General features: G+C 51.7%; 11 protein-coding genes and 2 riboswitches. Of the genes, 9 read left to right on the top strand and 2 right to left on the bottom strand.

Annotated elements, in window-relative coordinates; genetic code table 11:
- The first annotated feature begins 15 nt into the window (after positions 1-15).
- The 4 genes from ACFQI7_RS06475 to ACFQI7_RS06460 are packed head-to-tail and all read left to right on the top strand — an operon-like array spanning position 16 to position 3,681.
- Complete coding sequence (locus ACFQI7_RS06475) at positions 16-1,119, top strand: GerAB/ArcD/ProY family transporter (RefSeq protein ID WP_218098458.1); 1,104 nt, start codon at positions 16-18, stop codon at positions 1,117-1,119.
- Positions 1,116-2,336, top strand: coding sequence for a Ger(x)C family spore germination protein (locus ACFQI7_RS06470; RefSeq protein WP_218098457.1), 1,221 nt, complete (start codon positions 1,116-1,118; stop codon positions 2,334-2,336). Before ACFQI7_RS06475 ends, ACFQI7_RS06470 begins: the two co-directional genes overlap by 4 nt.
- Entirely contained in the window at positions 2,333-2,584 is a 252-nt protein-coding gene (locus ACFQI7_RS06465; protein WP_218098456.1) for a hypothetical protein, read from the top strand. The genes ACFQI7_RS06470 and ACFQI7_RS06465 overlap by 4 nt, the downstream gene beginning before the upstream one ends.
- A complete protein-coding gene (locus ACFQI7_RS06460) occupies positions 2,581-3,681 on the top strand; it encodes a GerAB/ArcD/ProY family transporter (RefSeq protein ID WP_218098455.1) in 1,101 nt (366 codons plus the stop codon). Before ACFQI7_RS06465 ends, ACFQI7_RS06460 begins: the two co-directional genes overlap by 4 nt.
- Before the next feature lie 102 nt (positions 3,682-3,783).
- On the opposite strand, the gene ACFQI7_RS06455 is transcribed toward ACFQI7_RS06460, so the two are convergent.
- On the bottom strand, positions 3,784-6,378 hold the full coding sequence (locus ACFQI7_RS06455) for an Ig-like domain-containing protein (protein WP_218098454.1): 2,595 nt from the start codon (positions 6,376-6,378) through the stop codon (positions 3,784-3,786).
- A 619-nt stretch (positions 6,379-6,997) separates the two neighbouring features.
- Here ACFQI7_RS06455 and ACFQI7_RS06450 point away from each other — a divergent pair.
- From ACFQI7_RS06450 to ACFQI7_RS06435, 4 genes are all read left to right on the top strand, one after another.
- On the top strand, positions 6,998-8,455 hold the full coding sequence (locus ACFQI7_RS06450; RefSeq protein ID WP_218098453.1) for an amino acid permease: 1,458 nt from the start codon (positions 6,998-7,000) through the stop codon (positions 8,453-8,455).
- Between the two features lie 137 nt (positions 8,456-8,592).
- A riboswitch (SAM riboswitch) is annotated at positions 8,593-8,729 on the top strand.
- A gap of 191 nt (positions 8,730-8,920) precedes the next feature.
- Positions 8,921-9,952 carry a methionine ABC transporter ATP-binding protein gene (locus ACFQI7_RS06445; protein ID WP_218098452.1) on the top strand — a complete coding sequence of 344 codons (1,032 nt, stop codon included), beginning with the start codon at positions 8,921-8,923 and terminating at the stop codon, positions 9,950-9,952.
- Positions 9,933-10,601, top strand: coding sequence for a methionine ABC transporter permease (locus ACFQI7_RS06440; RefSeq protein WP_218098451.1), 669 nt, complete (start codon positions 9,933-9,935; stop codon positions 10,599-10,601). Before ACFQI7_RS06445 ends, ACFQI7_RS06440 begins: the two co-directional genes overlap by 20 nt.
- Before the next feature lie 52 nt (positions 10,602-10,653).
- On the top strand, positions 10,654-11,493 hold the full coding sequence (locus ACFQI7_RS06435) for a MetQ/NlpA family ABC transporter substrate-binding protein (protein WP_218098450.1): 840 nt from the start codon (positions 10,654-10,656) through the stop codon (positions 11,491-11,493).
- Positions 11,494-11,685: 192 nt separating this feature from the next.
- Here ACFQI7_RS06435 and ACFQI7_RS06430 read toward each other — a convergent pair whose 3' ends face one another.
- Positions 11,686-12,312 (bottom strand): CAP domain-containing protein, encoded by a 627-nt coding sequence (locus ACFQI7_RS06430; protein WP_230414840.1) that lies wholly within the window; start codon positions 12,310-12,312, stop codon positions 11,686-11,688.
- 6 nt (positions 12,313-12,318) lie between these two features.
- Positions 12,319-12,457, bottom strand: a riboswitch (cyclic di-AMP (ydaO/yuaA leader).
- Positions 12,458-12,719: 262 nt separating this feature from the next.
- Between ACFQI7_RS06430 and ACFQI7_RS06425 the strand changes: the two genes are divergently transcribed.
- The gene (locus tag ACFQI7_RS06425; protein WP_230414838.1) at positions 12,720-13,487 is read left to right on the top strand and encodes a sugar phosphate isomerase/epimerase family protein; all 768 of its coding nucleotides are present in this window, start codon (positions 12,720-12,722) and stop codon (positions 13,485-13,487) included.
- Positions 13,488-13,492 lie beyond the last annotated feature (5 nt).

Genomic DNA, 13,492 nt, shown 5'->3' with positions numbered 1-13,492 from the left:
AGCGGGGAAGTACGCATGGAACAAAAAATATCGGCGTTTCAGGGCATATTGCTAATCATTAGTACGATCACGCCTACAGCCGTTTTGACGGTCCCGAACATCGTCGTGCGTTTTTCCGGCCAAGATGCGTGGATCTCCATCATGATCGCCGCGATCGCTGGAATCGGTTTTGCCGCGTTCATCGGGGCCATTTGCCGGCAAAACCGCTATGAAACTTTTCCGGTGTGGTTAAAAAGGCGATTAGGCGCCAAGCTCGGTACGGTTATCGGCATCCTGCTGACGTACTATTATTTTGTTACCCTAATTGTAATCGTTCGCGAGTTCGTTAACTTTTTGGCGGAAAATGTGCTGACAAGAACCCCTGTCTACATCCTCATTATTATGACGGTAGCCGTGGTCTTGTACGCCGTAGGCGAGGGGATTGAAGTCATCGCGCGAATCAATCTGATTGTCGTGCTGCTTTCTTTGCTCATCCTGGCCGGCACCGTCACCCTGTTGGTCAGAGATATCCACCCCCGGTATTTACTCCCGGTCTGGGATCATCCCGCAGCCCGAATCATACAAGGCAGCATCGTTCCGGCGAGCTGGTTTTCGGAAGTAGCCTTTTTATTGCTGCTTGCACCGTTCATGAATCGCCCGGGCGAAGCGGGCAAGGCGGGGGTGTGGGGGATAGCCCTCGCCGTGACTGAGCTTTGCATGATCGTAGCCACCGTGATCACGGTATTCGGTCCGCGGCTGGTGATGCATATGTCTTATCCGACCTTTACCTTGATGGGGATTATCCAGATCACCCGATTTCTGGAACGTATCGACATCTTGTTCATATCGATCTGGATTTGCTTGATGTATTTGAAAATGGCCATCTTCATGTTCGGGGCGTTTCACTGCTTCGTCCAAACGTGCCGTATTCGAAGTGAGAAGCCCTTTCTGTTAGCGCTCGGCCTTCTTACCGTGATGAGTTCAATATACACGTGGCCGAGAACGTCGGATTTGGCCCATTTTACCGCTTATCCGTTAAGTCCGTATTTGTTCGCGTTTAATGTACTGCTTCCTCTCGTCATTTGGTTGTGTCTTTGTTGGAGAAAGCCCGTTAGCGTTAGGAGCGACGAAATAATATGAGAAAAACGGCTGCATTCGTTTGGCTTCTCCTTACATGCGCGGTTATGTCCGGCTGCTGGAACCGGATCGAGCTGAACGAGATTTCGATTGTCGCCGCAACGGCTTTCGACCTGGAAGGAGACGATTGGGTGATATCGTACCAGACGATTATACCGTCCACGATTTCGTCCGGTATGGGGATGACCGGTGGGGGAAGCAACCAATCGCCCGTCACCGTCTTTACAACGCGGGGACGCACGATCCGGGAAGCCGTCAACAAAAGCTCCAGTGAAAGTCCGCGCTGGCTCTTTTTCGCCCATACGAACATCCTGATTGTCAGCGATAGGGTGGCGCGCGGGGGGATGAGCCAAATTCTCGATCTATATTTTCGCAACCCTGACGCCAGAGAAACGGTAAACGTGCTCATCACGAAAGGAAGCGCAAGGGCAATCCTCGAGCAGCTGATGAGCATCGAGAAAATTCCGGGCCAAGGAATTCGCGAAATTATTTACAACGAATCGCGAAATTCTTCCAGGCTGCCGAGCGTCATGATGTACGAGCTAGCCATGGCGATGACGGGCGATGCGAGGAGCGCTATGATCCCGGAAATACTCATCTCCGGAGAGCCGGAGGGCGCATCGCTGGATGCGCTGAAAAAAACGAGTCAAACGTCGAAGCTCAGACTGGGGAAGCTCGCCGTACTGCGGGGAGACCGGTTGGCAGGCTGGTTGACGAAGGAGGAAGGGTTGGGCGTGTCGTTTATAACGGATAAAGTGAAGTCCAGCATCTTGCCGTTCTCGTGCAATTCATCGGATGGAAAAACGTACAATTCTTCCTTCAGGTTGCTAACCTCCTCGACGAAGCTATCCCCCGTCAAGGAACGCGAACATTTCGTCATGAATGTAGACATTAAAGCCGGGGGGTACTTATTGGAGAGCGACTGCGTTTTGGATCTTTCCGAACCGGAAACGATCGATCGGCTGGAGCGGCAACTGCAAGGCGAGATTGCGCAGATCTTGGAAAAGTCTTGGCGGGCAGCCAGGCGTTTGAACGTCGACGTATTCGGGTTTGCGGATGCCGTACATCGAAAATACCCGAAGGAATGGAAAAAAATAAAAGACGACTGGGAAGCCGTATTTCCCCATATTGAAATGAAGCCCCGCGTTACCGTCTCAATGGACCGGGTAGGTTTGAGCAACAAATCGTTTAAAACGTTAAAAAAGGATGATGGAGGATGACGCCGAAAGCGGCTTTATGGATCGCGTTCTATGCTGTTATTCTTTACTGGGGTATCCGATCCATGGCCGGAAAGCGGCATTGGCGGGAAATCGTATGGTACGTCTGCATTGCGGGATGGTGCGCTTATATAAGCTTAGGGAAGCTTTACGATTGGCCCCGGTTGTCGATCGTTTCTCCCGTCAATGCTTTGTTTCTGCCTATCGGCAAATGGATGGAACGATGGATGGGAGGTCCTCCGGGCGAATGACTGAACAAAGAGAGCGAATCTCGGACAACCAAACCGCCTTCATGATGGTGCTCTTTGAAATCGGCAGTACGCCGCTGTTCTTCCTTGGAAGCAAAGCCAAGCAGGATGCATGGCTCGCCATGCTGTTTGCCGCGGCGTTCGGGCTGCTGCTCGTATATTTGTACATAGCGATCCAGCGAAAAGAGCCGGACCGTAATCTGATCGGCATGTTGAGAACGTATTTCGGCCGCCTGCTCGGGTCGGTCCTAGGGGCGGCATATATATTGTATTTCGGCTATGAATCCATGCGCAATGTGAGAGACTTCGGGGAATTGATGTCGCAAACGCTGCTGACGGAGACGCCGATGTCGGTAACGATGCTGGTCGTCGTCCTCATTGCCGCTTACGGCGTATTTAAAGGAGTGGAAGTCGTTTTCCGACTTTCCGAGTTTCTTTTGCCGGTCCTCATGATCAGTTACGGAATTTTGATCCTTCTTTTGTTCGTAACGAATATTGTTCATTTCCGGCAGCTTTTGCCTGTGATGGAGAACGGGGCCGGTCCCGTGCTCAAAGCCGCTTTTCCGGATATCGTCTCGTTTCCGTTCGGCCAAACCGTTATCTTTCTGATGTTCTGGCACTTGAGCGGCGAAAACGGCATATCGGTCAAGGCTACTGCATGCGCCTATTTATCGGTTGCACTGTTTTTGATCTTTATGAATGCGCTCAATATTGCCGTTCTCGGTCCGACCCTGGCTGGGATCAGCACACTTCCTTTTTTGCAGTCCGTTCAGCTCATCTCGGTTGCAAACGTGTTTGAGCGGTTGGACGTGTTCGTGACGTTGCTCATCTATATCGGGCTGTTTATGAAAATGATCGTGTTCTATTTATGCGCCGTCATCGGACTGTCCCAATGGACCGCAAAGGCTCGCAACCGATTTGTGCTGCCTGTCGGCATCGTCATTTTCGCAGCTTCATTTCTTGAACCGAATTACACGTATCATATTTCGCTTGGGTTTAATGTGAGCCTGAAATTATTTACGTTATTTCAAATTGTCATCCCGGTCGCATTATGGCTTGTCATGCTGCTGAGCAAATATAGGACCGCGGTTCGAATGTGATGATTCATCGCACGAGAAAAAGAGAAGAGAGCCCATAAACGTTATGGACTCTCTCATGCGCGGTAAGGCGATTATGCCCGTACAGAAACGGGTGCCTCACCATTAATCTACGGTTACGTATATATAAGTTCGTTTATCTCCGTAGTTGACGGTTATCGTCGCTTTCCCTTTGCTAATCGCTTTGATGACGCCGTCCTTGACGTCGGCCACCCGAATGCTGGAGGAGGACCACATCGCCGGAATCGTAACGTCTTCTTCACTAAGGTCGCTGTATGTCGCCGTCGCTTTCGCTTCAACCGAAGCGCCTTGTTTGATGTTGATCAGTATGATATTGGTTTTCAAATATTTCAACGTATCGACTTCGACCGGGATCGTCACGCTTTTGCCACCGAACGTACCGGTGATGGTTGCCTTGCCGGACCCGATGGCGGTGACGACACCCCCTGAAATTTCTGCTACTTTGTAGTTGCTCGATTTCCACTGCGCATCGGCCGATACGTCCTTCTTGCTTCCGTCCGACTGGGTCGCCGTCAGTACGATTGCCGCGTTTTGACCCCGTTTAACGGATAAAAATTTCTTGTCGGTGTCCAGTGCTTGCGCAACGCCGATTTCAATAGAGATGGATACCGATTTCCCGCCGTATTTGGCTGTGACGGTCGCTTTGCCGCGGGATACGGGGGTAACGACGCCGGCGGATACTTGCGCGATTTGGGCGTTGCTTGTTGACCATTCCGCATCCGCGGTCACGTTCTTCGCTTCGCCGCTTTTGTTTTTGGCGGTCAAGGCGATCGACCTGCTTTCTCCGAGGTCAAATGAAAGAAATGCAGGCGCAGCGGTCAAAGTGTCAGCCATATCGACCGAAACGTTAAGCGTCACCGTTTTGTTTTCAAAGGAGGCGGTAATGTCCGCTTCTCCGGAAGCGATGGCCTTCAGCACGCCGGCATCGACCGTAACGACGCTTGCGTTGGAGCTTGTCCACATAGCTTCACTTGCGACTTGGTTTGCCGTACCGTCGGTATAAGTGGCCGTCAAGTCGATGGTTTTCGTGCTGCCTTTGGCCATGGAAAACTGGGTGTCGCTCGTTGTCGTCAAGCTTTTCAGAACGCCGACGGAAACTTGCACGACCGCCGTGCGGGTGCCGTATTTCGCCGTCACGGTCGCTACGCCCGTACCGACGCCGGTAATCAACCCGTTCCGCACTTCGGCTACGTTCGTCGCGCTGCTCGTCCAGTCCGCTTTGTTCGTCACATCGACTTCGCGTCCGTCCGTGTACAGAGCCTTTAAGACCATTTGCTCGTAACTGCCCATTTGAAAACTAACCGTTTTCTTGTTGGGAACGAGAAGGTTCGGAATATCGACGGATACTTTGATGGTAACGCTCTTGTCGCCGTATTCGGCTTTGATCGTCGCTTCCCCTGCTTTGCGGGGAGTCACGTTCCCTTTGGACACCGTGGCAACGTCTTCGTTATCGGAAGTCCACTTCGCATCGTTTGTCACTTCGCTGGTCGAATTGTCGGCATACACGGCCGTCAGCTTAAGCTGATGATCTTGTCCCGACTGGACATACAAGCTGTCCTCGCTCAAGAGCAGCCTTCTTGGAACGTCCACGTCGACCACGACCGTCACGCTTTTGCCGCCGTATTTGGCCGTGACGGTCGCTTCGCCCGCCGCATTGGCGAACAGTTTTCCTTTGACGACGCTCAGCACATCTTCATTGCTCGAGGTCCACTCGGCGCGCGATGTAATATCGTCCGTGCTTCCGTCCGGGTACGTAGCGGTTAACGTAAGCGGCTCGGTCGTGTTTTTCTTCATCATAACCGTCTGCTTGTTGAGTCCGAGCTTAACGGCGTTGTCCACATCGACCTTGATCGTCGTCGATTTGGTGCCGTAGGTGGCGACGACTCTCGTCTGCCCCGGGCCGTAACCCGTAATTTTACCTTTTATGACGTCGGCAACATCCGGATCTTCCGAATCCCAGTCGGCTTGATCGGTCACGTCTTTCGTACTGCCGTCCGGGTATGTAGCCGTCAACGTAATCGTAATATCATCCTTGAGCAGCAAGGAGACTTCGGAAACATTCGGATCCACCCGTTTGGCGATCTCGATGTTGACCGGAACGGATACCGTCTGATTGTTGAACTTGGCCGTGACCGTGGCGGTACCTGAGCTTTGGCCGGTAACCAGGCCGTTCACGACGGTGGCGACCGATCCGTTGTCGATATTCCATTCGGCTTTGTTCGTCACGATTTCGTTCGTGCCATCGTCGTAATAGGCGGTAAGCCCGATCTGCTTCGTTGCGCCTTTTCTCAAATCAATCGTCTGCACATCTTTAATGAGAGAACGTACGCGCTTGGATACTTTCACATTCACAACAACCGTCTTATCCATATAAGTCGCCGTAATGACGGCGGTGCCTTCCTTTTTCGCGGAAATGCTGCCGGCGTACACCGAAGCGATATCGGAAGCGCCTGAATTCCAATCCGTTTTCACCGTTACGTTCTCCGTCGATCCGCTTGTATAGATAGCCGTCGCCGTTAACAGAAACGTCTCGCCGACTTCCAGCGAAACTTCGTTTTTGTTCAACACCAAATTGGATATTTCGGTTTGCGCGAAAGCGGCCGTCCCGCTAAAGCTGCAAAGGCAAATGGCAAAAACCATGAAGAATGCGATCAGCCTTTTGCTTTTTTGAAACCGCATGTTTCCATCTCCTTCTCTCTGAACTTCTGGGTTAGTCTTCATCTAACTATATATCGGCAGAGAGGGGCGGAAAATTTAGGTTGTTCACAATAAAGTTGCATTTTTTGTCGACGTCCATTACTCGGAAACGGCGAACCAATCGAAGCTTTGCTTCGCGAGCAGCTTGCGCTGCCCTTTGAATTCGTCGTCGTAAAGTTACGTCATCGTCGTTCGCCAGCGGAAAGTTCGCGGAGTGCTGTCTGATGAAATACAAGCATCGCTCGAATTGAACGGATTGCCGATGAATAAATTCGGTTGTTATGAAAGAAAATGACAAGGTAAAACGGATTGGCAATTGACGGAGGAGCGGATTCGGTCGGTGAAGCGGATGATCGAGGGGGCAAGCACGAAGCAAACCAGCGATGCGAAAGTTATCAAGATTGCGATGGCGAAATTTGAATCGTGTAGGAGCGGCAAAAAGTCGCCGAAGACATGCGTGAGGGACCTAGCCATACAATTATATCCATTGCTTAGAACTCTGTTTTTCCGTAAACTATTATAGGTTTGTAAGTATAGGTCACCGAAACCGCCGTTTTCGTTGGCCTCTTTATTTTCTCTAGCAGAGAAAGGAATTATCTGGATGAACAACAAGATGGAAACAGCGTCGCCTCAGCAACTAAAGCGTGGGCTGAAAGCGCGACACATGATGATGATTTCCTTGGGAGGATCGATCGGCACCGGTTTGTTCCTTGCGAGCGGAGGCGCGATTCATTCCGCCGGACCCGGCGGAGCGCTCGTAGCATACGCCGCAATCGGTATCATGGTTTATTTTCTGATGACAAGCCTTGGCGAGATGGCTGCTTATATGCCGGTAGCCGGCTCTTTCAGCACGTATGCAGGGCGTTTCGTCGATCCTGCGCTCGGTTTCGCGCTTGGCTGGAATTATTGGTTCAACTGGGCCGTGACGATCGCCGCCGAACTGTCGGCCGCAGGGCTGATCATGAAATTTTGGTTTCCGGACAGCCCTTCGCTGCTCTGGTGCGTTCTTTATTTGGCGCTTATGATCCTGATCAATTATTTATCGGTACGGGGATACGGGGAATCGGAATATTGGTTCGCCTTTATTAAAGTGGCAACCGTCATCATTTTCATTGTCGTAGGCCTCATGATGATCGTCGGCATTATCGGCGGTCAAGCCGTCGGATTCAAGCATTTCACGGAAGGGGATGCGCCGTTTCACGGCGGATTCATGGCGATGCTGGGCGTCTTTATGGCCGCGGGCTTCTCGTTCCAGGGAACCGAGCTGATCGGGATTACGGCCGGAGAAAGCGAAAACCCGCGAGTCAACGTGCCGAAAGCGGTTCGTCAGGTGTTTTGGCGTATTTTGCTGTTTTATATATTGGCCATACTCGTTATCGGTCTGTTGATTTCGTATACCGATCCGGTGCTGATCAATGCCGATGTGGATAACATAGCGGTAAGTCCGTTTACGATCGTATTCGAAAATGCGGGCTTTGCCTTTGCCGCTTCGGTTATGAACGCGATTATCCTGACCTCCGTTTTGTCGGCAGGCAGCTCCGGCATGTACGCTTCAACGCGAATTCTTTGGGTACTCGCCAAGGAAGGCAAGGCGCCTCGCTGGCTCTCCGGCTTGAACCGCCGCGGCGTGCCGGTTGCCTCGCTGGTGGCTACGGCGGCTATCGGCATGCTGGCCTTTTTTACCTCGCTCTTCGGCGACGGGGTCGTGTATATATGGCTGCTGAATTTGTCGGGGATGTGCGGCTTTCTTGCCTGGCTCGGCATCGCGATCAGCCACTACCGCTTTCGCAAAGCGTATGTGCTGCAAGGGCGGAGGATCGAAGAGCTGCCGTTTCGAGCCCGCTGGTTTCCGTTTGGGCCGATCTTTGCCTTAATCCTTTGTCTCATTGTAATGATCGGACAAGGCTTTTCGGCATTGTCCGGAGAGGCGGTCGATTGGTATGCGCTGCTGTCCTCTTATATCGGGCTGCCGTTGTTTTTCGCGATGTGGGTGTGGTACAAGCTCAAGCACAGCACGAAGATGATTCCGCTCAAGGACTGCCGGTTTGATGAAAATTGATCGATGCCATCATTTTCATAGGCTTTGACCGGCGAGTTTGCGCCTAAAAAGTATTGACGGAATGAAAATTATTTTATACACTAACCGAGTGTCGAATTAACCAGTGGTTAGCAATGGAATAATCGAATAACGGAAACTTCTTATTAAGAGAGGCGGAGGGACAAGGCCCTATGAAGCCCGGCAACCGTTCCAACCGGTAGGAACCGCAGCGTTTCTCACCGTGGAAGTCTGGTGCCAATTCCTCCAGAACCGTCCTGGTTCTGGGAGATGAGAGGGACAAGAGTTAGCATATAACCCCTGGACCTCTGTGTCCAGGGGTATTGTTTTTTAAGATCAGAATTTATAAGTTTTCAGCGAAGCTGAACAATTCTGATCTTTCAAGAAAAGCTTCCGTTAAAACACGAATGTATCTTCATCGAAAGGCTTCGATTAGAAGCTTTTCTTATCGGGAGGAGGTGTCGCACAATGATCGAATTGCAGCATATCGTTAAGGACTACCAGTCCGGCAATCACAAGGTGACGGCGCTGAACGATATTAACCTGAGCGTGAACAAAGGGGAAGTGTTCGGCATTATCGGCCACTCGGGTGCTGGGAAAAGCACGCTGATCCGGACCATCAATTTGCTCGAACGCCCAAGCTCGGGGCGGGTATTCATCGATGGCGTCAATATGACGGAGCTTGCGAGCCGCAAACTGCAAGAGGAACGGCGTACGATCGGCATGATTTTTCAGCATTTCAATTTGCTCAGCTCGGCGACGGTGGCTGATAATATCGCTTTTCCGCTTCGCCTGGCGAAACGTTCGAAAGAGACGGTGGAGCGAAGAGTCGCGGAACTGATCGGGCTTGTCGGACTTGACGGCCATGAGAACAAATATCCCGCCCAGCTGTCTGGTGGGCAAAAGCAACGGGTCGGCATTGCCAGAGCGCTCGCTACGAATCCAAAGGTTCTTCTCTGCGACGAGGCGACTTCCGCCTTGGACCCGCAAACGACAAACGCGATCCTTGCTTTGCTTTTGCGGATTAACCGGGAGCTCAACATTACGATCGTCCTGATTACGCATGAGATGCAGGTGATCCGTTCGATTTGCGACCGCGTTGCCGTCATCGACGGCGGAAAGATTGTGGAGACGGGGCCGGTATCGCAAGTTTTCCTGAAGCCGCAGCACCCGACCACCCGGGAATTCGTTGAACAGGTGTCGGGCGCGGTGGACAAAGGGCTGCCGCTTATGGAAGAAGCCGGCGAGCCGCAGACACTCATACGTATTACATTTATCGGGGAGCAGACGTATGAACCGGCGCTGTACGAGACGATGCGGGACACGAACGTTCCTTTCGTCATATTGCAAGGAACTGTCTCCCGGCTGAAAAATACACCGTACGGACAGCTTGTATTGGAGCTGCACGGCGCGCAAAGGGACACGGAACAAGCAATCGAAAGGCTGCGTAGCCGCGGCCTCGATGTGGAGGTGATTCGACATGGATCTGACCGCGCTTAAGGAGCTGGATTGGGCGGAGATCGGACAAGCCAGCTATGATACGCTGACGATGCTGGGGGTGTCCACGTTATTTACCGTGCTGATCGGGCTGCCGCTCGGGGTAATCTTGTTTGTGACGGCCCGCGGACAGCTGCTGCAGCAGCCGGTAGTGTATTCGGTGTTATCCGTGATCGTTAACGTGCTGCGGTCCGTACCGTTCATCATTTTAATGATCCTGGTCATTCCGTTCACGAAGCTGCTGGTCGGCACCTCCATCGGCGTTCCGGGTACGATTCCACCGCTCGTTATTGCGGCCGCGCCTTTCTTTGCCAGACTGGTGGAGACGTCGCTGCGCGAAGTGGACCGCGGCGTCATTGAGGCTGCGCAATCGATGGGGGCGACGTATTGGCAAATCATATGGCGCGTGCTGCTGCCTGAAGCGCGTCCGGGACTGATTGCGGGAATTACGATTACGGCGGTCACGCTGGTTTCGTACACGGCGATGTCCGGAGCGATCGGCGGCGGAGGGCTCGGGGATTTAGCGATCCGCTACGGCTACTTACGCTTCCAAATGACCGTTACGATTGTGACCGTACTCATTTTGCTTGTGTTAGTTCAAATCCTGCAATCGCTAGGCGACCGGATCGTCCGGAGATATCAGCGGAAGTAAGGATTTTCATATATAAATAATATTATGTTACAACGATAGGGAGGAACCAACCGTGAAAAAAATCGCAATGACCGCATTATCGATCGTTCTAGCCTTTTCGCTTTCCGCTTGCGGCAAGAAAGAAGCTGCTGCTCCCGGGAATGCTGCCGGTGGCGCGCCTGCCGCGGCGAAAGAAGTGACCTTGAAAGTCGGCGCTTCCAGCGTACCGCATGCCGAAATCCTGAAGTCGATCAAACCAGCGCTGAAGGAGCAAGGCGTTAACCTAGAAATCAAGGAATTTACCGATTACGTTCAACCGAATGTGCAGCTGTTCGAGAAGCAGCTGGATGCCAACTATTTTCAACACGCACCGTATTTGGACCAGTTCAATCAGGATAAAAGCATGAATCTTGTGAAGGTGGCCGGCGTTCATCTTGAGCCGTTCGGCGCTTACTCGCAAAAAATCAAAAAGGCCGATGAGCTGAAAGACGGGGCAACCGTCGCCATTCCGAACGATCCTTCCAACGGCGGCCGCGCTTTGGCGCTGATGGAAAAAAACAATCTGATCAAGCTCAAAGACGGCGTTGGCGTCAAAGGCACGGTGAAAGACATCGTCGAGAACAAGAAAAATTTGAAATTCAAAGAGCTGGAAGCGGCGATGCTGCCGCGTGCACTGTCGGAAGTAGACATGGCGCTAATCAATACGAACTATGCTTTGGAAGCGAAGCTTTCCCCGACGAAGGATGCGATCTTTATCGAAGATAAAAACTCGCCTTATGTTAACATATTGGTCGCTCGTCCGGACAATAAAGATTCGGAAGCAATGAAGAAGCTTGTGAAGGCATTAACTTCGCCGGAAGTGAAGAAGTTTATTGAGGACAAATACCAAGGTGCGATCGTACCGGCATTTTAATCGCATATCATAAAATAAGGGACCATTCGCATGATGCGAATGGTCCCTTATTTGCGAGACGATGGAACAAGACTATGCCGTAATGGCCATCAACCGGGTTCCAGCGTACGTATCGGCGGTATCGCCGGATGGGAAGGAATAATAATGAATTGCGGTATGAATCAGAGGGCATATATTTCCGGGGAAATGGTATTAATTGCGGATAAATTCTTGCACCCATTCTCCGTTATAGTAGGCAACGCCGATTTTGGTATAGTTTGCGTTCAAGATGTTTTGCCGGTGACCCGGGCTGTTCATCCACGCATTCATAACTTCCTGCGGAGTACGTTGTCCTTTTGCAATATTTTCCCCTGCATACGTATATTTGATTCCGTACGCGTTCATCATGTCGAACGGGGAACCGTAGGTCGGCGACGTATGATCGAAGTAGCCGTTGTTGTACATATCTTTGGCTTTATCCAAAGCCATTGCCGTCAGAGGTCCGTCGCTCGTGAGCGGCTTCAGTCCCGCTTTGGCGCGCTCCTGATTTACCAGCGTCACGACTTGATTTGCATAGGAGGAAGACGACGTCGTCGGGGTCGAAACATTCGATCCCGATTGCGGTACGTTCAGCACCATGCCCGGCCAGATGATGTTCGGATTGGCAACCTGCGGATTGGCCGCGATCAGGGCGTTCAAGCTGACTCCTTGCTTTTGGGAAATTAACCACATCGTATCGTTTCCGCTAACGGTATACGAAGCGGCGGACACGGCTCCTGCACCCAGAATCGGTCCAAGCGCAAGCACGCCGGTCATGACGATTTTTTTAATACGGTTCAACGAAAATCCTCTCCTTCTTATGGCCTGCGAGGTTAGCTGACGGATTCGGGTCAAAGAGCAATCACCCGGCCACCTGGCAGTGGCTTCACCCCAGAAGATGAGGGTCCCCCGCGCTTCCATAAGGAAGCCTCGGCCTTCCATAAATTTAACCCCAAGAAAGTTGTCCTTGAGGTCTTCCCATTGTAGCACGGGAGCAGCCGGCATTCATTCGATAAAGTTTTCCAGTAACCCCATTTATACGATGCAAGTGAAGTTTTGCCGCCGCTGGGAAGTTCTTTTTCTAACAAGAAGGAGTTTAAGATAAAACGTTTCAATTTTCATTTCGTTTTCATATGAAAACGTGTGCATTCTTCCAAAAGTTATGTTAGTATCATACTGTATTTACTTTATCCAATGGGGTGATGGGGATGAGATTGGCGGCACAGCTTTATACGCTTCGGGATTATCTGAAAACGCCGGAAGATATTGCAACGACATTGAAAAAGGTAAAACAAATCGGTTACAATGCGGTTCAGGTTTCGGGCGTCGGTCCGATCGATAACCAAGCATTGAAAGAATTGGCCGATCAGGAAGGCTTGACGATCTGCGCGACCCATATCGGGTACGGTGATTTGACGGACAAACTGGATGAGGTCATCGCCAAGCATAAATTATGGGGCTGTCAGTACGTAGGACTGGGCGGTCTGCCGGGCGAATACCGGAAAAGCGCGGAAGGATATTCCGATTTCGCGAAGATCGCGTCGGATATCGGCCGCAAGCTGAAGGCGGAAGGACTTACGTTTATTTATCATAATCACAGCTTTGAATTTGCCAAATTCGGCGACAGAACCGGGATGGATATTTTGTTCGAGGAAACCGATCCGGCCGCGGTTGATTTCGAACTGGACGTATACTGGGTGCAAGCCGGCGGTGCCGACCCGGCGGAATGGATCCGTAAGGTGAATGGGCGCATGAAGGTGGTCCATCTGAAAGATATGGCGGTAACGGGCGACCGCGAGCAGCGCTTTGCCGAAGTCGGGGAAGGCAATATGAACTTCGCCCGCATCCTGGACGCTTGCCGCGAAATCGGAGTAGAGTGGGGAGCCGTCGAGCAGGATCAAACGTACGGCCGCGATCCGTTTGAAAGCTTGGCCATTTCGTTTAACAATTTGCGCCGCATGGGCGTGGAAGCGTAAACGCA

It is taken from the genome of Paenibacillus allorhizosphaerae (assembly GCF_042659105.1).
GTDB classification, from domain to species: domain Bacteria; phylum Bacillota; class Bacilli; order Paenibacillales; family NBRC-103111; genus Paenibacillus_G; species Paenibacillus_G allorhizosphaerae.
This window is presented reverse-complemented; position numbering and strand designations above follow the sequence as displayed.